The following is an 18,318-nucleotide window of genomic DNA, read 5'->3' as shown; positions in this document are numbered from 1 at the left end:
GACGGGCGGGTGCGGCCGATTAGGCTTCGGCCATGACCGAGAGCCCGCCCCCCTCCGCGGTGGTGGCCGCGGCGATCGACCTCTTCGCCGCCCAGGGCTTCGACCAGACCTCGGTGGAGCAGATCGCCCGCGCCGCCGGGGTCTCGCGCTCCACCTTCTTCCGGCAGTTCGGCGGCAAGGACGACGTCGTCTTCGCCGACCACGAGCTGCTGCTCGCCCAGCTGCGCGACTACCTCGGCGAGGCGCACGACGACCCCTGGGCGGCGGTGTGCGAGGCGTGCGTGCAGGTGTTCCGGCATTTCGCCTCCGACCCCGAGCTCGCCCGTCGGCGGTACACCGTCGTCCGGCAGGTGCCGGCGCTGCGCGACCGCGAGATCGTCACCGTGTTCCGCTACGAGCGGCTGTTCGACGAGTACCTGCGCTCCGCCCTGCCCGGCCTCGACCCGCTCGACGCCGTCGGCTTCGCGGCCCTCGTGACGGCCGTCCACAACCACGTGCTGCGGCAGCTCATCCGCGGACCCAAGCGCGTGCCGGTCACCGTGCTGCGCCGGGCACTCGACGACGCGATGCGCCGGTTCGGCGTGCACCCGGCGGGCTCCCCCGCCGGCGCGGACGACGTCGCCGTCGCCGTCTTCCCCCGCGGGATGCCGGCCGCCGAGGTCGCCCGCCGCCTCGGCGCCGCCCTCGGCACCTGACCCGCGGTTCGGGCGGCTGACGCCCGGCCACCCACCACCGTCGTGACACCGCGTACCGCTGACCTTGGAACTGAGTGCCGCGGTACGCTGGGCTGGTCACCTTGGAGGCCCCCATGTCTTTCACCCCCGTCCCCGGCCGGCAGACCGAGCGCTACGAGATCGCGGCGCCGCTCGACACCGACTACTACGGCGTCTTCGACGACCTCAGCGCCGAGGAGCGTGACGCGTGGATGCGCGCACGCACCTTCTCGGAAGAGATCGCGCCGGGCATCGCGGAGTGGTGGGACCGCGGCGAGTACGACCTGAGCGTCGTGCGACGCATGGGCGAGCTCGACCTCTTCACCGACGGGATCGAGCACGAGGGGCTGACGCATCTCACGCCCCTGGGCGCCGGGCTGGTCAACATGGAAATCTCCCGCGGCGACGGATCGATGGGCACCGTGGTGGCCGTGCAGGGCGGACTCGCACTGCGCACCCTCGCACTGTTCGGCAGCGACGAGCAGAAGGCCGCCTGGCTCCTGCCCATCGCCCGGGGCGAGGTGCTCGGATCATTCGCCCTGACCGAGCCCGATCACGGCTCCGACTCCGTGTCGCTCGAGACGCGCGCGCGGCGTGAGACCGACGGCGGCTTCGTCCTCGACGGCGCGAAGAAGTGGATCGGCAACGGCGCATCCGGCGGGGTGACCTTCGTCTGGGCGCGGGTGGAGTCGCCCGGTGCCGACGACGACGGGACGGTCCGCTGCTTCCTCGTCCCGCAGGACACCCCGGGCTACGTCGGCGAGCCGATGCGCGGCAAGGCCTCGCTGCGGGGGATCCATCAGGCCCTCATCACCCTCACCGCCGTCCGGGTTCCCGCCACTGCCGTCCTGCCCGGCACGCGGTCGTTCAAGGACGCCTCGACCGTCCTCTACGCCACGCGTTCGGGCGTGGCATGGTCGGCGCTGGGCCATGCGACCGCCTGCTACGAGGCCGCGCTGCAGTACGCCCAGCAGCGCATCCAGTTCGGCAAGCCGCTCGCGAAGTTCCAGATGGTGCAGGAACGGCTCGCCCAGATGCTCGAGGAGCTCACCGGCATGCAGCTGTACTGCCGGCACCTCGCCGACCTCGAGGCGGACGGACGGCTCCGTCCCACCCAGGCCTCGCTCGCGAAGTACCACAACACGCGCACGGCGCGCACGATCGCCGCATCCGCCCGTGATCTCCTCGGGGGCAACGGGATCCTGCTGGAGTACGGCGTCATGCAGCACATGGCCGACATCGAGGCCATCCACACCTACGAGGGCACGGAGTCTGTTCAGGCGCTGCTGATCGGTCGCGACATCACCGGCATGAGCGCCTTCGCCTGAGCACGCTCGTCTGAGGCCCATCGCCCGACCGCGGGGCGTCGTCACGCCCTACGGTGTGCGACACGCGCCCGCAACCCCGCCGCTCCGGGGCCTTCGCTCCCCTACCGTCGGATCATGCACCTGTTCCCCCGGAACTCAGCTCCCGCGCCTGTTCCCGCCGATCCCATCCGCAGGGCGGCGACGCCGTGGAGCGATGTCTTCGGCCGCCTCGCCATCCGCGCCATCCAGATCATCGTCGTGGTGGTGCTCCTCGCGGGTCTCATCTGGGGCATCCGGCAGGTGTCGGTCGTCGTGATCCCGCTGATCCTGGCGCTGATCTTCGCGTCCGCGTTCGCGCCCGTGGTGATGTGGATGCGACGCCGAGGCCTCCCCGCGCTGCTGGCGACCGTGATCACGCTGCTCGCGGTCGTCGTCGTGCTCGGCGGACTGGCATGGGTCATCGTGATCGCGGTGCGCGACCAGTGGGACGACCTGTCGGCGCGCACGTCGTCCGGCTTCCAGCAGGCCGTGGACTGGGCGCAGCAGCTCCCCTTCGCCCCGTCGCAGGATCAGATCGACGAGTGGATCGCGTCGCTCCAGGACTTCCTCACCAGCTCGCAGTTCGGCTCCGGCGCGGTCGCCGCCGGAAGCGCGATCGCGACCTTCCTCACCGGCTTCGTGCTGCTGGTGGTGATCCTCTTCTTCTTCCTCAAGGACGGCCCGCGCATGTGGGAGTTCGTCCTGCGTCCGTTCCGGGGCGAGAAGTACGACCGCGCGCAGCGCGTCGGACACAAGACGATCTCGGTGCTCGGCTCCTACGTGCGCGGCACGGCATCCGTCGCCGCCGTCGACGCGATCGGCATCCTCATCGGGCTGCTCATCCTGCAGGTGCCCCTCGCGATCCCCCTCGCCGTGCTCGTGTTCCTGCTCGCGTTCATCCCGATCGTCGGCGCCGTGACCGCCGGCATCCTCGCTGCTCTCGTGGCTCTCGTCGCACAGGGGCCGGTCGTCGCCCTGATCGTGGTCGGGATCGTCGTGGCGGTGAACCAGCTGGAGGGCAACTTCCTCCAGCCGGTGCTGATGGGCCGCTCGCTCAAGCTCCACTCGTTCGTCGTGCTCGTCGCCCTCGCCGCGGGCACCGCGATCGGCGGCATCCTCGGCACCCTGCTGGCCGTCCCCCTCACCGCGGTGGTGTGGGGCATCATCCAGGTCTGGGACGGCGACGACCTTCCGGCGAGCTGGGCGCGCCCGAAGAAGAAGGAGCTCGTGGAGGCCTCGAAGCCCACCGTGGGCTGAGTCGGACCCTCACGACAGGATGTGACCATGCCCTACGACATCCCCGCGCCGATGCTGGCGAAGTCCATCCCCGACATCCCGGATCCGTCCCAGACCCCCGGCGGTCTGAGCTTCGAGCCGAAGTGGGACGGATTCCGCGGGCTCGTGTCGTGGGACGGGGAGACCGTCGAGATCGGCAGTCGCGGCGCGAAGCCGCTCACGCGGTACTTCCCCGAGCTGGTCGAGGCGTTCGCGCGGCTGCTGCCCGAGCCGTGTCTGATCGACGGCGAGGTGGCGGTGCTGAAGGGCGAACCCGGTTCGCAGCGGCTGGACTGGGACTCGCTGACGCAGCGCATCCACCCCGCGGCTTCGCGCGTGACGATGCTGTCGGAGAAGACGCCGGCCATGTTCATCGCCTTCGACCTTCTCGCCCGCGGCGACCGCGACCTGCAGTCGGAGCCGTTCGAGGTGCGCCGGGCGCAGTTGCTCGATCTGCTCGGGAATGTGCCGCATCCCGTGCACGTCACCCGCACGACGACCGATCCCGCCATCGCGCGGGAGTGGCTCACCACGTTCGAGGGCGCCGGGCTCGACGGGGTCGTGGCCAAGCCGCTGGCCCAGCCGTACGCCCCGAACAAGCGCACGATGTTCAAGATCAAACACGCCCGCACGGCGGACGTCGTGGCGTGGGCCTACCGGGTGCACAAGTCGGGTCAGGGTCTCGGCTCGCTGCTGGTCGGCCTCTACGGCGATGACGGGACGCTGCTGCCGATCGGCGCGGTCTCCGCCTTCAGCAACGCACGGCGACTCGAGCTCATCGACGAGCTGGCGCCCCTTGTCGAGCGCGACGACGACGGCGAAGCCGTCACCGGTGCCGGCGAGAAGTCGCGCTTCACCGGGGCCGACAAGGACATGTCCTTCGTCAAGCTGCGCCCCGAGAAGGTGCTGGAGGTGCGGTACGACCAGCTCGAGGGCTGGCGCTTCCGCCACACGGCGCAGTTCGAGCGGTGGCGCCCCGACCGCGACCCGCGTTCGTGCACGTACGACCAGCTCGAATCGGTCTCCGCCTACGACGTCGGCGACGTGCTCGAGTAACCCGTCCCGCGGCGGGCAGCGCAGCGCGTCGACACACCGCGCTCGCGCCGACGTCTGCACGACGACCCTTTCCGCGCCGCCCACACCCGTCACTCCTGCCCTCACCAGCCCCGCCGGTCGTGCAGACGTCGCGCAGCAGGCCCGACCGGCCTACTCGTCCTTCGGCCAGTTGTCCGGGTTGATGCGGCTGGGCTGCACGCGCGGAGGCTCACCCGGCATCTTCGGGAAGTCGGGCGGGAAGTTCAGCTCGCCCAGCCCGTTCGCGAGGTCCCGCTCCCACCACTCCAGGAGCGTGTCGATGCGTCCGGGACGCTCGGCGAAGCCGGCCCACGCGTCGCCCACCGTCGCGAGCCGCTCGGGCACCGACCGGACGGTGAAGGCCGCGGGATCGGCATCCGCCACCTCGTCCCACGTGATCGGCGTCGACACGGTCGCGGCGGGGAGTGCGCGCGGGCTGTAGGCGCCGGCCATCGTCCGGTCGCGGTTCGCCTGGTTGAAGTCGAGGAAGATGCGCTCACCGCGCTCCTCCTTCCACCAGCTCGTCGTCACCCGATCGGGCATGCGCCGCTCGAGCTCGCGCGACGCGGCGATGACCGCGTGACGCACGTCGAGGAACTCGTGCGTCGGCTCGATCGGGCAGAACACGTGGAGACCGCGGTTGCCGCTGGTCTTGGTCCAGGCCTCGAGTCCCGCCTCGGCCAGCACGTCCCGCAGCGCCGGAGCCACGGCGGCGGCCTCGCGGAAGCCGGTGCCCGGCTGGGGATCGAGGTCGATCCGCAGCTCCACGGGGTTGTCGGTGTCCGCCCGGAGTGAGGCCCACGGGTGGAACACGACCGTGTTCATCTGCGCGGCCCACACGATGGCAGCGGGCTCGGTGAGGACGAGCTGCGGATGCCGGCGCCCGCTGTTGTAGACGACCGTGACGGCCTCGACGTAGTCGGGCGCCCCCTTCGGCGGGTTCTTGGAGAAGAAGCTCTCGCCGTCGACGCCGTCGGGGAACCGCTCCAGCGAGACGGGCCGATCGCCGTTGGCGGCGAGGAACGGGCCGGACACCGCGATCAGATACTCCGCGAGCTCCCGTTTGGTGATCCCGGACTCCGCCCACAGCACGCGGTCGGGGCTGGAGACCCGCACCTCGCGATCGCCGGAGGCGCCTCCGGGCACGGTCAGCATAATGTGCGGGCTCGCCATGCCTCCGACACTAGGGGCGCCCGGCGCCGCCCGTCACCCCGTTGCGCCGGGGCTTCACGACCGCCGCACGTGCAGGACGCGGGCAGGATCACGCCCGCGCCGGCCCCGCGCCGTGGCCCCCGCCACACCGATCCGCCTGCGTCGTGCTCGCGCGCGGCAGAGCCTCAGGTCACTCCTGGACGGCGAGGATCGGCGCGAGCTCTTCACGCGACAGCTGGATCCACGGACCCGCCGGATCGAGCAGCACACCGCTGATGCCCTCATCGCTGCGCAGTGCGGCCGCGAGCTGAGCCGTCTTCACCGGCACCGGCTGGTCGTTCGGACGCAGCGCGAACACTTCCAGGGGGTGCGAGAACAGCTCGAGGAAGCGCGTGCCGTCGGCACTGCGGGCCTCGGCGATGCCAGGCGTCTGACCCTCGGCAGGGCGACTCGCCGCGACCCAGACGGGTCCGGCGGCGATCGCCTCGACGACCTGCCCGGCCGTCTCGGCTGTGCGGGGAGCCGCCAGCAGCGACTTGATCCGCAACTCGGGCGTCGTGTCCTTGACGGCGCGCTCGAGCAGATCGCGCGGCAGCATCAGCCGGGACGTGCCCGACGCGTGGTCGAGCACCAGACCGGCGTACGGCCCCTGCAGCACGTGCTGGATCACCGCCGTCACGGGCTGCGCCAGCGCCGAGGTGCCCGTCGCGCCGTCGGCCTGCACGCTCGCCCGCAGCGCATCGCCGCCGCTGTACGCGAGCGCCCACTGCGCATCGCCCTGCGTCGCCACCTGCAGCGGAAGGTTCTCCCCCGCCTCGATGAGCGCCCGCGCGTCGCCCTCCACCCGCAGGAACACGTGGCCCTGCAGGAGCTGCCGCGCGGCGTTCAGCATCTGCTGCGACGTCGGCTCGGCGGGGAGCTCCGCGAGCGCGGCCTGCAGCAGACCGTTGTCGCGCATCCCCGGCGCGCGCTCCGCACCCTGAGGCGCCTCTGCCGGCGGACGAGCGGATGCTGCGGCTCCCGCGCCCGCGGGGCCGCCGCCGGACGCACCGCCCGCGAGACCGAACGAGGCGCCCGCCGAGGCGCCGACGGTGGAGCCCGCCGGAGTACCGCTCGACGCCGGCTCGGCTGCGACGGGCGCGCCCGCCGGCGCTCCCACACCGCGGTACGTCGACATCGAGATGCCGACGGTGGCCGCGGGTGCGCTCCCGGCGCTGTCCGTCACGGTCTCGGTCGAGCCGGAGGCCGTGGCATCCGCGGCACCGGAGGCCGCAGCATCCATCGAGCCGGAATCGCCGGCATCCGCGGCACCGGACGCCGTGGCATCCGCGCCCTTCTGCTCGTCGGAAGTCGGGTCAGTGCGCTTCGAGCGCGAGAAGATGCCCATCTCTCGACCCTAACCGGCTCTCCGGAGCCGATGCCGGGAGCCGACGCCCTACAGCTTCTCGATCGGCGCGATCTTGACGAGCAGCTTCTTGGCGCCGACCTTCTCGAAGCGCACATGGGCGACGCGCTTGGCACCCTCGCCCGTGACCGCGTCGACGCGGCCCTCGCCGAAATCCTCGTGCCGGATGCGGTCGCCCGCGGCCAGCTCCATCGCGCCGTTGTCGCGCACGCGGGCGGGCACCCGGTTCGGGAAGCGGTCGAGCGATGTGCCCTTCGGCACGAGGTCGTCGCCGAACCGTCGTGGCGAGGTCGACCCCCCGCCGAAGCCGGAGCCCGAGCCGCCGGGCCGCCGGGCGTTGAGCGCCCGCGACTGCGTGCCGCCGCGCGAGTTCACGTCGCCGGGCGATTGCCGCCAATCGATGATGTCGGCGGGGATCTCCTGCAGGAACCGGCTCGGCATCGCCACAGTCACCTCGCCGAACTGCGCGCGGGTCATCGCGAGCGACATGAACAGCCTCTGACGGGCGCGCGTGATGCCGACGTAGAACAGCCGGCGCTCCTCCTGCGGACCGCCCGGCTCGCCCGCCGAGATGCGGTGCGGGATGAGGTCCTCCTCGACGCCCGTCAGGAACACCGAGTCGTACTCGAGGCCCTTCGCGGTGTGGAGGGTCATGAGCGAGACGGAGCCCGACGCGTCTTCGAGGTCGTCGGCGTCGGCGACGAGCGCGACCTCGGTGAGGAAGTCGATGACCGTGCCCTCGGGGTTGCTCCGGGCGAACTCACGCGTCACGGCGACGAGCTCGTCGAGGTTCTCGAGTCGCGCTTCGTCCTGCGGATCCTTGCTGACGCGCAGCGCATCGAGGTAGCCGCTCTTCTGCAGCAGGAGCGTGACGCCCTCGGCCACCGAGGTCGGCGGCGGCAGCTCGCCCGAGGCCGGGATCATGATCTCCGCCGCCTCGGCCAGCACCTTGTCGAGCTGAGTGATCGCGGCCTGGATCTTGGGCCCGACGCCGAGCGCCGAGGCGTTGGCGAGCGCATCGCGGAACGTGATGCCCTCGTCGGCTGCGTAGCGCGCGATGGAGGTCTCGGTCACGTCGCCGATGCCGCGGCGGGGCTTGTTCAGGATGCGGCGGACGGCCATCTCGTCGGCGGGGTTCACCACGGCCGTGACGTAGGCCATCGCGTCCTTGATCTCCGCGCGGTCGTAGAACTTCGTGCCGCCCATGATCTTGTACGGCAGCGCAGAGCGGATGAAGATCTCCTCCAGCGCGCGGGACTGCGAGTTGGTGCGGTAGAACACGGCGATCGCGGAGTAGTCGAGACCGCCCTTGTGCAGCGACTCGATCTCGTCGGCGACGAACTGCGCCTCGTCGTGCTGGGAGTAGCCGGTGAAGCCGATGATCTTCGCACCGGCACCCACGTCGGTCCAGAGCTTCTTGTCTTTGCGGTCGAAGTTGTTGCTGATGACCGCGTTGGCCGCACTCAGGATGTTCTGGGTCGAGCGGTAGTTCTGCTCGAGCAGCACGACCTTCGCGCCGGGATAGTCGCGCTCGAACTCCGTGATGTTGCGGATGTCGGCGCCGCGGAAGGCGTAGATCGACTGGTCGGAGTCTCCGACGACGGTGAGGGACGCGGCATCCTCGCCCGTCGGCTCGGGCTCGAAGATCATCATCCCGCCCGAGGCGGCGAACGGCTCGGCGTCGGAGCCGGGGGGCCGCGTGAGCTCGTGGATCAGTGCGTACTGCGCGTGGTTGGTGTCTTGGTACTCGTCGACCAGGATGTGTCGGAACCGCTTGCGGTAGATGTCGGCGACCTTCGGGAAGGCGCGGAAGAGATACACCACCTGGGCGATCAGGTCGTCGAAGTCGAAGGCGTTGGCCCGCTGCAGCGACCGCTGGTAGTCGGCGAAGATCTCGACGAAGACGCGCTCGGCCGGATCTTCCATGTTGGCCTGCCGCGCGTACGACTCCGCGTCGGCCAGCTCGTTCTTGTGCTTCGAGATCTTGCCCTGCACGGCCGCGGGCGTGAGCCCGTAGGCGTCGCCCTGGTGCTCCTTCACCAGGCGCTTGATCAGCGCCCGGGAGTCGCCGGAGTCGTAGATGGTGAACGAGCGGGTGAAGCCGAACTGCTCGGCCTCGCGCCGCAGGATGCGCACGCACGCCGAGTGGAACGTGGAGATCCACATGCCCTGCGCGCGCTCGCCGATGAGCTGCTGCACGCGCTCGCGCATCTCGCCGGCGGCCTTGTTCGTGAACGTGATCGCGAGGATCTGGCTGGGCCAGGCGTCTCTCGTGCGGAGCAGGCTGGCGATGCGGTGGGTGAGCACGCGTGTCTTGCCCGACCCCGCGCCGGCCACGATGAGCAGCGCCGGACCGCGGTAGACCACGGCGTCGCGCTGCGGCTGGTTGAGGCCCTCGAGGAGGTCTTCGTCGGGACGGGCGCCGCTCGGCGCGCCGGCCTGCGGGCCGCGATCACCGGCCACGATGAGGGGCACAGGTGCATCGGTCATGTCGCCACCATTCTACGCGGCGCCTCCGACACGAGCCCGGGACCGGATGCCGCGGCCACCGCCCGCGCCGGCCGCTCGCGTCACGGGCCGGGCCGGGCCTCGCACAGCGGCTTCGCGGGCGCCGACCGGGAGAATGGACGCATGCGCGTCATCCTCAACATCATCTGGCTCGTCCTGTCGGGCTTCTGGATGTTCCTCGCCTACATGCTGGCGGGAGTGATCCTGTGCATCCCGATCATCACCATCCCGTGGGCGATCGCGTCGTTCCGCATCGGCGTCTACGCGCTGTGGCCGTTCGGCAAGACCATCGTCGACAAGCCGACCGCGGGCGTCGGCTCGTTCATCGGCAACGTGATCTGGGTCATCCTCGCCGGCATCTGGCTCGCGATCGGCCACATCCTCACGGGCGTCGCGATGTGCATCACGATCATCGGCATCCCGCTGGGCATCGCCAGCTTCAAGCTGGTCCCGATCTCGCTGATGCCGCTGGGCAAGGACATCGTCGACGTGGGCGGGTCCCGCGCCTTCCCCGCGCGCTGAGGAGAGGCGTCTAGCCGGCGTCGACGCGGCGGCGCCGCGGACTGCTCGTGAAGGCCCAGACGGCGGCGACCAGCATCCACACGTAGAGGGCGACGGCCAGCGCGATGTACAGCCCGCGCAGCAGCGGGTCGGACCAGAACGCACCCTCCGATCCGCCGGGCCCGGCGAACGAGAGGGCGAGCAGCGTCAGCGCGCTGCGCAGAACCACGACCCCGGCGACGGCGGCCAGCACCGGCCACGGGGAGCGGCTGCCGAGCACGACCCGCAGCACGACCGCGAACGCGATCCACCCCAGCAGCACGACGAGCAGGTGCAGCGGTGCCGAGAACGACGTCTGCACCGCGCGGGTGGCTCCGAGCAATGCCCCCGGAACGAGCAGCAGGAGCCACCGGTCGAGCGGCAGCATCCCGAGCGTGGACTCCCTCGCGCGCCACGGCCGTGTCGCGCCGATCCAGGATGCGCGCGCCGCCGCCGCACCGGGCCGGCGGATGAGGCTGGTGCGTGACGCGAACATGCCGATGACGATCCAGGCCAGTGTCAGCGCGAGGAGCATGCGGGCCAGCCAGGCCAGGGGGATGTCGCCGTCCGGCGTGGCAGCGGGCCTGGCCGGGAAGGGCGTGATGTCGAGCGCTTCGCCGAGCACGAGTGCGACCACGACGCCGGCGATGAGAAGCCCGACACCGATGCCCACAGCGAGGATGCCTCGCCGTGTCACCGTCGTCATGGCACAACGTTAGTCGAGCGTTCGCCCGTCGTTCACCCCGTTCTCCCAGGAGGCGGGACGATGAGCTCAGCCGCCGCCGAGCACCTCGCGGACCACATCCGCGCCGGACAGCGCCTCGGCGGCGAGCTTTCGCTTGAGCTCGATCGACTGCCCGATCTCGGCGGCGAGCAGGGGACGAGCGCGCACGAGCCGATCGACGGTCGCGAGTGGGAGCACGAGAACCGTGAGAACATCGGCGGCGATCGCCTCCGTCAACGTCTTCTCGCGGGTGAGCGCGGTCTGGCCGACGTAGTCCCCCGGCTCCGCCGTCGCGAACTCCACGCGACCTCCCGCCACCTCCACGGCCAGCCGCACCCGTCCGTCGACGATGAATCGCATCTCGTGAGGCAGGATGCCCTGCGCCTGGACGATCTCGCCGCGTCCGTAGCGCTCGAGCTTCCCGGTCGACAGCACCAGGTCGCGCTCCTCATCGCCGAGGTGCAGCGTCGGCCCGACGACCTCCAACGCCCGCTCGAGCATGCCCGGCTCCGCGATCGGGTCGGTCGCGTCGCCGTCCAGGGCGAGCCCTCGCCTCCGTGCGGCGTACCAGAGCCATGCGAGGTAGAGACTCAGCGCACGGGAGCCGTCGGACGGGCCGGCGATCGGCAGTGAGACGGAATACCTGCCCGAGCCGGCGTACTCCGCGGCGGCGCGCTCCGCCTCCCACCGCATCGGCAGCGAATCCGCGACGTCCACGAGGAGCTGGACGACCTCGTGAGGGGGATCATCCGTCGTGAACGTCACAGTCGTGGTCACATGGAACGGCCCGAGGGGCTGGCTGCGATTGGTGAAGGACGCGCCGGAGAGGGTGGAGTTGGGGACGATCTGGATGCCGGACCCCGTATCGATGTGGCAGGCGCGCCAGTTCACCTCGACGACCCTGCCTTCCACGCTTCCCACTTCGAGATAGTCGCCGATCTTGAACGGCTGTTCGAAGAGCAGAAGCAGGCCGGAGACGACACCGCCCACGGCGTTCTGCAGGGCGAGGCCGATGACGATCGACGTCACTCCCAGCGCGGCGATGAGCCCGCCGACATCCGCCTCCCAGACCCACTGGAAGAGGATGGCGAGGCCCACGACGACGAGGATGAGCCGGGCCAGCTCGACGAAGATGGACGGGATGCGCTCACGCCACGACCCCGCCTTGGCGTTGGAGAAGAGAGCGACGTTGAAGGCCGACAGCACCAGCAGGATGACGAGGAAGCCGAGCACGGTCGCCACGACGCGTGCCCACACCTGATCGGCGGGCGAGCGCAGCGCGAACACCAGCAGGGCGAAGAGGGCGCCGACCGGGACCACCCAGTTGCGCAGCAGCCGGACGGGTTTGGCCGCCGGATTGCTCTGCCGCGTAAGGGTGTTGAGCACCTCCGTCAGCACGACGAGGATCACCGGCACGCCGACGGCGATGCCGATGATCCACCACAGGAAGCCGCCGCTCAGCACATCCGCGCTCACTCGATCCTCCACACCTGCTGCGATGCTCCGCGCAGCTCGACGGCGCCCACCGGGATGAAGGCGATGCTGTCCTGCATGCGATCACGCACCGCCTGGGTGACGTAGATGCCCGGGTCGCCGGACACGCTGCGCACGCGATACGCCAGGTTGACCGCGTCACCCCACAGGTCGTAGGCGAGGCTCGTGCGGGCGACGAGGCCGCTCGTCACGGTGCCGGTGTCCACGCCGGCGCGGAGATCGAGGGAGCTGCCCGTCTGCGCGTTGAACCGCTGCACGACCGCCCGCATCTCGCGCGCGAAGTCCACCGCACGCCGCACGTTGTCCACTCGCGGAACGCTGAGCCCGGCACTCGCGAGATAGCCGCCGCGAAGGGTGCGGACCTTCTCGACGCCGGCTTTGGCCGCGGCCTCGTCGAATCCGCGCATGAGCAGATTCAGCTGTGCGATCTCGGCGTCGCCCGTCAGCTCGTGGCTGTACTCGTCGAAGCCGACGAGCTCCGCGAACACGACCGAGACGTTCTCGTGCTCCTCGGAGATCGTCTCCTCGCCCGCCCGGTAGCGCTCGGCCACGGTCTCCGGCATCAGCGTCAGCATGAGCTTCTCGTTCTCCGTGTGCTGCGCGTCGATCAGCTCCTGCTTGACGCGCAGGCTGGAGGCCATGTCGTTGAACGCGGTCCCGAGATCGCCGATCTCATCCCGCGACGAGACCGGGACGGAGACGGCTAGCTCTCCTCCGGAGACGCGGCGCACCGCATCCACCAGCTTCTTGATCGGCCGCGTGAAGACCTGCGCGAGCAGGAGCGACAGGACGCTGACGGCGAGCACGATCGCCAGGAGCGACAGCAGCAGGCTGCGGGTGAAGTCCACGACCGGCGCGAACGCCTCCGAGGTGTCGATGCGGGCGACGGCGACCCAGTTCAGTCCGTCGATCTGGACGGGACTGTAGGCGGTGATGTTCTCATTGCCGAGATAGCCGGTCGAGATCGATGTGCCCGACTCGCCCTTCAGAGCACTTTCGACCGACACGGTGTTCACGGGCTGCAGCAGGACTGTGCCGTTCACCGCCACGATGCGGTCGGCCACCACGGGCGGGGTGCCGTTCGCGATCGCGCGGGCGCGGTAGTCCTCGGGATCCTCGACGAGCAGCCGGGAGGTGCTGCGCATCAGATGATCCTGGCCCACGAGGTAGACCTCGCCGGTGTCACCGAGCCCTTGGTCCTTCCAGCGGTTCCCGCCGGTCATCACGTCGTTGATCCGCGAGAGGGGGATCTGCGCCGCCATGACGCCCGTGATGGCGGTGTCGTTGCCGACCGGGGAGAGGACCCAGAGGGTGGGGGTGTTGAGCGACGGGATCCATCGCTCGTAGTCGGTCGTCTCGAGGGCGGCGACGCTGTTGGTCGCCACGACACTGCGGAACGCGTCGCCGAGCAGCGACTCGCGATACGGTCCGTCATTGAGGTTCGTCCCGAGATCCACGCCCTTGTAGGCGGAGTAGACGACGTCGCCGTCGAGGTTCATCAGGAGCACATCCTCGTAACCGGCCTGAGTCACGAGCCGTGAGAGGTAGTCGCCGTAACGATCGGCGACCGCGGAGTAGGGACTGCCGTCATCGCCGTCGTTGTCATTCAGCTTCGCGTCGAAGTCTTCGCTCTGGATGGTGAAGTGGTACTGCGCCCACCGCCCGGCGTTGGAGGTCGGGACGAAGGCGCTGGGACTGTACGGATCACCCGTGCGTTCCTGCAGCTGCGGGAGGAAGGTGTCGGCGTAGTAGGCGTCGAGCTGCGCATCCTGCTCGGACGTGAGCTGCCGGGTCTGCAGCTCGTCCCAGGCGGCGTTGATCTCACGGGACAGGGTCTGGGCGCTGAGGTTGCGCGAATCCAGGCTGACACCGGTCTGGACGCTCTTCATGGCGTTCTCGACCTCGCCGACGCGCAGTTCCCGGATCGTCGTGAGCTGGTCCAATGCCGCTTCGCGCAGCGACTCGCGTCCGCTCACGTAGCCGATGACGCCGATGATGACCGAGGCGATCAGGCTGACCGCCAAAAGCATGATGAGGAGCTTCGACTGGATGCTGAGCCCGCCGCGGCGCCTCCGCTCCTTCTTCGCGGTCCTGCCGGCGGCATCCTGCCCGTCCAGTCGTGCGCTCTCGGTCACTGGCGCACGCGTCTCGGCGTCGGTCACGAGGTCTCCCTGTCGTCCGTGATGCGGCGGCGCCCGCCTGCGAGGGCCCTTCTCGACATCACACTGTCGAGGCGACGAGACCTGTGTCCGTCTCGAAGACGTTTCGTCGTGTGATGCACGAAGAGCTGTCGCGAAATGGACCACATCGTCACCCGGGGTCATCCAGCCGGCCCGCCGGCGTCCGGCGGGTTACCGTGGGCCATCGCGGCGATCCGGGTGGTCCCGGGCTCCGGCTCATACCCGGCAGCGTTGCGGGTTCGACTCCCGCCGTCGCGTCCACTTCCCCGCCCGTGGACATGGTCACGGGCCCGAGCTACGACGGGACGATCTCGTACGGCCCGAGGACGGACTTCGACCGGATCAGGCGATGTCGCCGGCCACGACCACGATGTGCCCGCCCTTGCGTTCCGACCGCCTCAGCGTGGACGGGTCCGCCACCCTCTCCAGGAGACGCCACGGCCGCGCGGTGATGTCCGCGCCGCCGGCGGCGCAGGCGAGCCGGGCGAGGGGCGAGAGGAAGCGCCACGTCCCTCGCGGAGGCTGCATGTCGACGACGCAGGCCCGCGCCTCCGGCCGCAGCGTCTCGAGAGACAGGTTCCAGGCGGTCTGCCGGTCCCCGATGACGCTCAATGCATAGGTGCTGAAGAGCGCGTCCGCGGGGCGGCCGGCGAGATCGACGACGTCGGACGGGTCGAGGCGGACTGCATCTGCCTGGAGGAGACGCACCTGCCCATCCCATCCCGCACGGTCGACACGTCGGCGTGCGCGGTCGAGCATGTCCGGGCTCCGGTCCACCCCGATGATCATGCCCCGAGGACCGACGGCCTCGAAGAGCAGAAGAAAGTTCAATCCGGTGCCGCACCCGAGATCGACCACGACGTCACCCGGGCGCGGCGCGAGGAGCTGCACTCCGGCGAGTCTGCCTGCCCGGTACACCCAGCGCTCGCCGGAGAGGGTGTCGTACCATCGCGCGCCGACGCCGTAGCGTCGCAAGAACGCTGCCATCCGTCCCCCGTTCCCCGTCCACTCTAGGCTTCGGGCATGACCAGATCCTCTCGGCGCGTCGGCTCCACCGTGACCCCCGCTCAGGCGGCGAGCAGGCAGTGGGACCTCGTCGTGCTCGGCGCGGGAAGCGCCGGGCTCGTCGCATCGCGGACGGCGGCCGCCCTCGGGGCGAGCGTGCTGCTCATCGAGGCCGGGCGCTTCGGCGGCGAGTGCCTGCATACGGGGTGCGTCCCGTCGAAGGCTCTGATCGCGACGGCGGCCGCGGCGCACGCCGCTCGGCACGGGTCCACGCTGGGGGTCGGAGGGCAGGACGTCCCCATCGACTTCGGCGCCGTGATGTCTCATGTGCGCGCAGCCATCCGCCGGATCGAGCCTGTGGACTCCCCGGACGCGCTCGCGAAGGACGGCGTGCACTCGTTGCGCGGGCATGCCCGGTTCGACGGCCCGGATGCGGTGGTGGTCGACGCGGAGCGCATCCGGTTCCGTGACGCGATCGTCGCGACGGGAAGCGCCCCCATCCGCAGTCCGGCGGAGGGTGCGGAGTCGATCGATGTCCTCACGAATGAGACGTTCTGGGATCTGGACGAACGTCCGGATCGACTCCTCATCCAGGGCGGCGGCGCCATCGGGTGCGAGATCGCCCAGGCGATGGCCCGGCTCGGCAGTTCTGTGACGCTCGTGCACCGAGGAGACCGCCTCCTGGCGAAAGAGGACGCCGAGGCCTCGCAGGTCGTCCTCGAGGCTCTGCGAGCCGACGGTGTCGACGTGCGCCTGAAGACCTCCGTGCGCGCCGTGTCGGCCGCGGGGACGAGTGCGACCTCCGCCTCCGGGGGCGCCCGTCTCAGCGACGGCTCCGACGTGGTGTTCGATCGGATGCTGGCCGCTCTGGGACGGCAGGCCAGGACGGGCGCTCTCGGCCTGGAGGTCGCCGGCGTGGCGCTCGACGCGAGCGGAGCGGTCGCCGTCGACCGTGCGATGAAGACGTCGAATCCGCGCATCCGCGCGGCCGGTGACGTCACCGCCCTCCCGCGCTTCACCCACACGGCGGGAATGTACGCCAGCGTGGCCGCGACGAACGCCGTGCTCGGGCTGTCGCGCGCAGCCGACCTCGACGTCGTCCCCCGCGTGACCTTCACGTCGCCGGAAGTCGGCGCCGTGGGTGTCGACCCTGCGCAGGCCCCCGGCCGGGGCATGCGTGTGATCGTGCAGCAGCACGCCCACCTCGACAGGGCGATCGCGGACGGACACACGGACGGCTTCACCAAGATCGTGGTGGACCGTCGCGGACGGGTCGCGGGGGCGGTGATCGTGGGCCCGCGAGCCGGCGAGTCGCTGGCCGAGTACACCGTCGCGACCAGAGCGCGATTGTCGGTGAACGCACTCGCCTCGACCATCCACGCCTACCCGACGTACTCGGACGCCGGGTGGAACGCCGTCGTGTCCGAGGCCCGACGCGGTCTCGGCCGAGGAGCGGTGTCGCTGGCGATCCGCGGGCTGTCCGCGGTGCGCAGACGACGCGCGTGATGTCGTCTCAGCGGAGGCGCAGATAACCCACGATGATGCGCTGGGCGGCGCTCACCGCGACGAACACCGACCATCCCAGGGCGATCTGCCATGACCAGAACGGCACGATCATCCACAGGGCGTGCACGGCGATCGTCTCGGTCCCCTCCGCGATGCGGCCCAGGAACGACAGCGACCGCCCGTCGTCCAGCGTGCGACCGGTCCGTTCGGCGATGGACGAGAAGGCCAGGAAGGCCGTGCCGTTGACGTAGTACGTCAGAAGGACGAGCAGGAACGGCCACCACGGCGCGTCGAACTGGTTCGCCGCGCCGATCGCCACGCCGACGACCGTGGACCCGTAGGCGACGAAATCCGCCGTGATGTCCAGGAAGCCGCCCGCGTGACTCTCCCGCGACTGATCCCCTCGCGGCGCTCGCGCGCGTCGACGCCGCGCGAGCGTGCCGTCCAGGCCATCCGCCAGCCGGGACACGAGCCAGAGTGTGAGAGCGACCCCCCACAGCTGCATCGCCGCTGCGCCGGCCGCCGCGACCCCGAGCGCCAGCCCCGCGACGGTGAGGCGATCGGGGGTGACGTGCGGGCGGTCGATGGCGGCCGCGGCGGCCTCCAGCGGACGCGCCAGCAGCGCCCGCGCCGAGGCGTCAAGCACTCCCCACCTCGCCCGTCCGATCGGGCGTCCCGCCACCGTCGGGTCGGCTGCCGCTGCGGCGCCGGAGCACCGCCCCCGCGATCACTCCGGCCAGCGCGAGCGCGCCCAGCACGGACACGGCGATCCAGAACGGCGGCCCGAGCTCCAGCCCGAACGCGCCGAGAGCGACGTAGGCGACGGACCCGGGGATGATCCCGACCGCCGTGCCGAGGGCGTAGTCGCGCACCCGGACGGACGTCAGCCCCGACCCGTAGTTGATGAGGGTGAACGGGATGAGGGGCACCAGGCGGGCCCCGAGGACCGCGAGGAATCCTCGACGCGCGAGCGCGGCATCCACTCGTTCCACCCGCCCCCCCGTCAGTCGCTCCACGGCTTCCCTCCCCAGCCAGCGGCCCAGGATGAAGGAGGCCGCAGCGCCGAGCAGAGCGCCGATGTAGACCATCGCCAGCGCGGGCCAGAAGCCCCACACCAGTCCCGCGGCGACGGTGAGGACGTTCTTCGGAGCGGGCGTGAGTGTGAGCCCGGCGTACGCGACGACGAACAGCATCGCACCGCCGACTCCGACCCCGGTCGCCCACGCCCGCACCTGTGCCAGATCGGCCGGGCCGACGAGCACTCCGACCACTGCGGCGAGCGCGACGAAGACGAGGAGGAGGACGAGTCGCAGCCACACCCGCCGTCCGGACCGGGCGCCGGAGAACACGCGCATCATCGACGTCACGCTTCCTTCCGACATCCCATACCCTAATG

General features: G+C 70.6%; 15 protein-coding genes and 1 tRNA gene. 7 read left to right on the top strand and 9 right to left on the bottom strand.

All coding sequences use genetic code 11. The features are described 5' to 3' along the window. The first annotated feature begins 32 nt into the window (after nucleotides 1-32). From CVS47_RS03040 to CVS47_RS03025, 4 genes are all read left to right on the top strand, one after another. Complete coding sequence (locus CVS47_RS03040) at nucleotides 33-695, top strand: TetR family transcriptional regulator (RefSeq protein ID WP_127094765.1); 663 nt, start codon at nucleotides 33-35, stop codon at nucleotides 693-695. A 113-nt stretch (nucleotides 696-808) separates the two neighbouring features. Beyond that, on the top strand, nucleotides 809-2,041 hold the full coding sequence (locus tag CVS47_RS03035; RefSeq protein ID WP_127094764.1) for an acyl-CoA dehydrogenase family protein: 1,233 nt from the start codon (nucleotides 809-811) through the stop codon (nucleotides 2,039-2,041). Nucleotides 2,042-2,155: 114 nt separating this feature from the next. Beyond that, nucleotides 2,156-3,316, top strand: coding sequence for an AI-2E family transporter (locus tag CVS47_RS03030; RefSeq protein ID WP_127094763.1), 1,161 nt, complete (start codon nucleotides 2,156-2,158; stop codon nucleotides 3,314-3,316). 27 nt (nucleotides 3,317-3,343) lie between these two features. Beyond that, complete coding sequence (locus CVS47_RS03025; protein WP_127094762.1) at nucleotides 3,344-4,390, top strand: ATP-dependent DNA ligase; 1,047 nt, start codon at nucleotides 3,344-3,346, stop codon at nucleotides 4,388-4,390. 150 nt (nucleotides 4,391-4,540) lie between these two features. On the opposite strand, the gene ligD is transcribed toward CVS47_RS03025, so the two are convergent. The 3 genes from ligD to CVS47_RS03010 all read right to left on the bottom strand — a co-directional run bounded on the left by ligD (nucleotide 4,541) and on the right by CVS47_RS03010 (nucleotide 9,455). Then, entirely contained in the window at nucleotides 4,541-5,581 is a 1,041-nt protein-coding gene (gene ligD, locus CVS47_RS03020; protein ID WP_127094761.1) for a non-homologous end-joining DNA ligase, read from the bottom strand. A gap of 169 nt (nucleotides 5,582-5,750) precedes the next feature. Beyond that, entirely contained in the window at nucleotides 5,751-6,947 is a 1,197-nt protein-coding gene (locus tag CVS47_RS03015; protein ID WP_127094760.1) for an SseB family protein, read from the bottom strand. Between the two features lie 48 nt (nucleotides 6,948-6,995). Beyond that, entirely contained in the window at nucleotides 6,996-9,455 is a 2,460-nt protein-coding gene (locus tag CVS47_RS03010; protein ID WP_127094759.1) for an ATP-dependent helicase, read from the bottom strand. 141 nt (nucleotides 9,456-9,596) lie between these two features. Here CVS47_RS03010 and CVS47_RS03005 point away from each other — a divergent pair, with 141 nt between their 5' ends. Beyond that, a complete protein-coding gene (locus CVS47_RS03005; RefSeq protein WP_127094758.1) occupies nucleotides 9,597-9,995 on the top strand; it encodes a YccF domain-containing protein in 399 nt (132 codons plus the stop codon). Nucleotides 9,996-10,005: 10 nt separating this feature from the next. Here the strand turns inward: CVS47_RS03005 and CVS47_RS03000 are convergent, their stop codons facing one another. The 3 genes from CVS47_RS03000 to CVS47_RS02990 all read right to left on the bottom strand — a co-directional run bounded on the left by CVS47_RS03000 (nucleotide 10,006) and on the right by CVS47_RS02990 (nucleotide 14,393). Next, on the bottom strand, nucleotides 10,006-10,719 hold the full coding sequence (locus CVS47_RS03000) for a hypothetical protein (RefSeq protein WP_127094757.1): 714 nt from the start codon (nucleotides 10,717-10,719) through the stop codon (nucleotides 10,006-10,008). Between the two features lie 66 nt (nucleotides 10,720-10,785). Further along, entirely contained in the window at nucleotides 10,786-12,213 is a 1,428-nt protein-coding gene (locus tag CVS47_RS02995) for a mechanosensitive ion channel domain-containing protein (protein WP_127094756.1), read from the bottom strand. Then, a complete protein-coding gene (locus CVS47_RS02990) occupies nucleotides 12,210-14,393 on the bottom strand; it encodes an adenylate/guanylate cyclase domain-containing protein (protein WP_164734593.1) in 2,184 nt (727 codons plus the stop codon). The genes CVS47_RS02995 and CVS47_RS02990 overlap by 4 nt, the downstream gene beginning before the upstream one ends. 203 nt (nucleotides 14,394-14,596) lie before the next feature. Between CVS47_RS02990 and CVS47_RS16735 the strand changes: the two genes are divergently transcribed. Next, nucleotides 14,597-14,672, top strand: a tRNA-Met gene (locus CVS47_RS16735). Between the two features lie 81 nt (nucleotides 14,673-14,753). Here CVS47_RS16735 and CVS47_RS02985 read toward each other — a convergent pair. After that, complete coding sequence (locus tag CVS47_RS02985) at nucleotides 14,754-15,398, bottom strand: class I SAM-dependent methyltransferase (protein ID WP_127094754.1); 645 nt, start codon at nucleotides 15,396-15,398, stop codon at nucleotides 14,754-14,756. 36 nt (nucleotides 15,399-15,434) lie between these two features. Between CVS47_RS02985 and CVS47_RS02980 the strand changes: the two genes are divergently transcribed. After that, entirely contained in the window at nucleotides 15,435-16,922 is a 1,488-nt protein-coding gene (locus CVS47_RS02980) for a dihydrolipoyl dehydrogenase family protein (RefSeq protein ID WP_127094753.1), read from the top strand. 7 nt (nucleotides 16,923-16,929) lie between these two features. Here CVS47_RS02980 and CVS47_RS02975 read toward each other — a convergent pair whose 3' ends face one another. Beyond that, nucleotides 16,930-17,568: a CDP-alcohol phosphatidyltransferase family protein gene (locus CVS47_RS02975; protein ID WP_127094752.1), complete on the bottom strand. Its 639-nt coding sequence runs from the start codon at nucleotides 17,566-17,568 to the stop codon at nucleotides 16,930-16,932. Continuing rightward, nucleotides 17,561-18,304 carry a TVP38/TMEM64 family protein gene (locus CVS47_RS02970; RefSeq protein WP_164734592.1) on the bottom strand — a complete coding sequence of 248 codons (744 nt, stop codon included), beginning with the start codon at nucleotides 18,302-18,304 and terminating at the stop codon, nucleotides 17,561-17,563. The genes CVS47_RS02975 and CVS47_RS02970 overlap by 8 nt, the downstream gene beginning before the upstream one ends. Nucleotides 18,305-18,318 lie beyond the last annotated feature (14 nt).

This window comes from Microbacterium lemovicicum, assembly GCF_003991875.1.
Lineage (GTDB): Bacteria > Actinomycetota > Actinomycetes > Actinomycetales > Microbacteriaceae > Microbacterium > Microbacterium lemovicicum.
The sequence above is the reverse complement of the archived record's forward strand: the minus strand, read 5'-3'. Positions and strand labels throughout refer to the sequence as shown.

Coding starts and splice junctions, on each gene's coding strand:
- CVS47_RS03040 (WP_127094765.1), top strand. CDS start 33: ATGACCGAGAGCCCGCCCCCCTCCGCGGTGGTGGCCGCGGCGATCGAC.
- CVS47_RS03035 (WP_127094764.1), top strand. CDS start 809: ATGTCTTTCACCCCCGTCCCCGGCCGGCAGACCGAGCGCTACGAGATC.
- CVS47_RS03030 (WP_127094763.1), top strand. CDS start 2,156: ATGCACCTGTTCCCCCGGAACTCAGCTCCCGCGCCTGTTCCCGCCGAT.
- CVS47_RS03025 (WP_127094762.1), top strand. CDS start 3,344: ATGCCCTACGACATCCCCGCGCCGATGCTGGCGAAGTCCATCCCCGAC.
- ligD (WP_127094761.1), bottom strand. CDS start 5,581: ATGGCGAGCCCGCACATTATGCTGACCGTGCCCGGAGGCGCCTCCGGC.
- CVS47_RS03015 (WP_127094760.1), bottom strand. CDS start 6,947: ATGGGCATCTTCTCGCGCTCGAAGCGCACTGACCCGACTTCCGACGAG.
- CVS47_RS03010 (WP_127094759.1), bottom strand. CDS start 9,455: ATGACCGATGCACCTGTGCCCCTCATCGTGGCCGGTGATCGCGGCCCG.
- CVS47_RS03005 (WP_127094758.1), top strand. CDS start 9,597: ATGCGCGTCATCCTCAACATCATCTGGCTCGTCCTGTCGGGCTTCTGG.
- CVS47_RS03000 (WP_127094757.1), bottom strand. CDS start 10,719: ATGACGACGGTGACACGGCGAGGCATCCTCGCTGTGGGCATCGGTGTC.
- CVS47_RS02985 (WP_127094754.1), bottom strand. CDS start 15,398: ATGGCAGCGTTCTTGCGACGCTACGGCGTCGGCGCGCGATGGTACGAC.
- CVS47_RS02980 (WP_127094753.1), top strand. CDS start 15,435: ATGACCAGATCCTCTCGGCGCGTCGGCTCCACCGTGACCCCCGCTCAG.
- CVS47_RS02970 (WP_164734592.1), bottom strand. CDS start 18,304: ATGTCGGAAGGAAGCGTGACGTCGATGATGCGCGTGTTCTCCGGCGCC.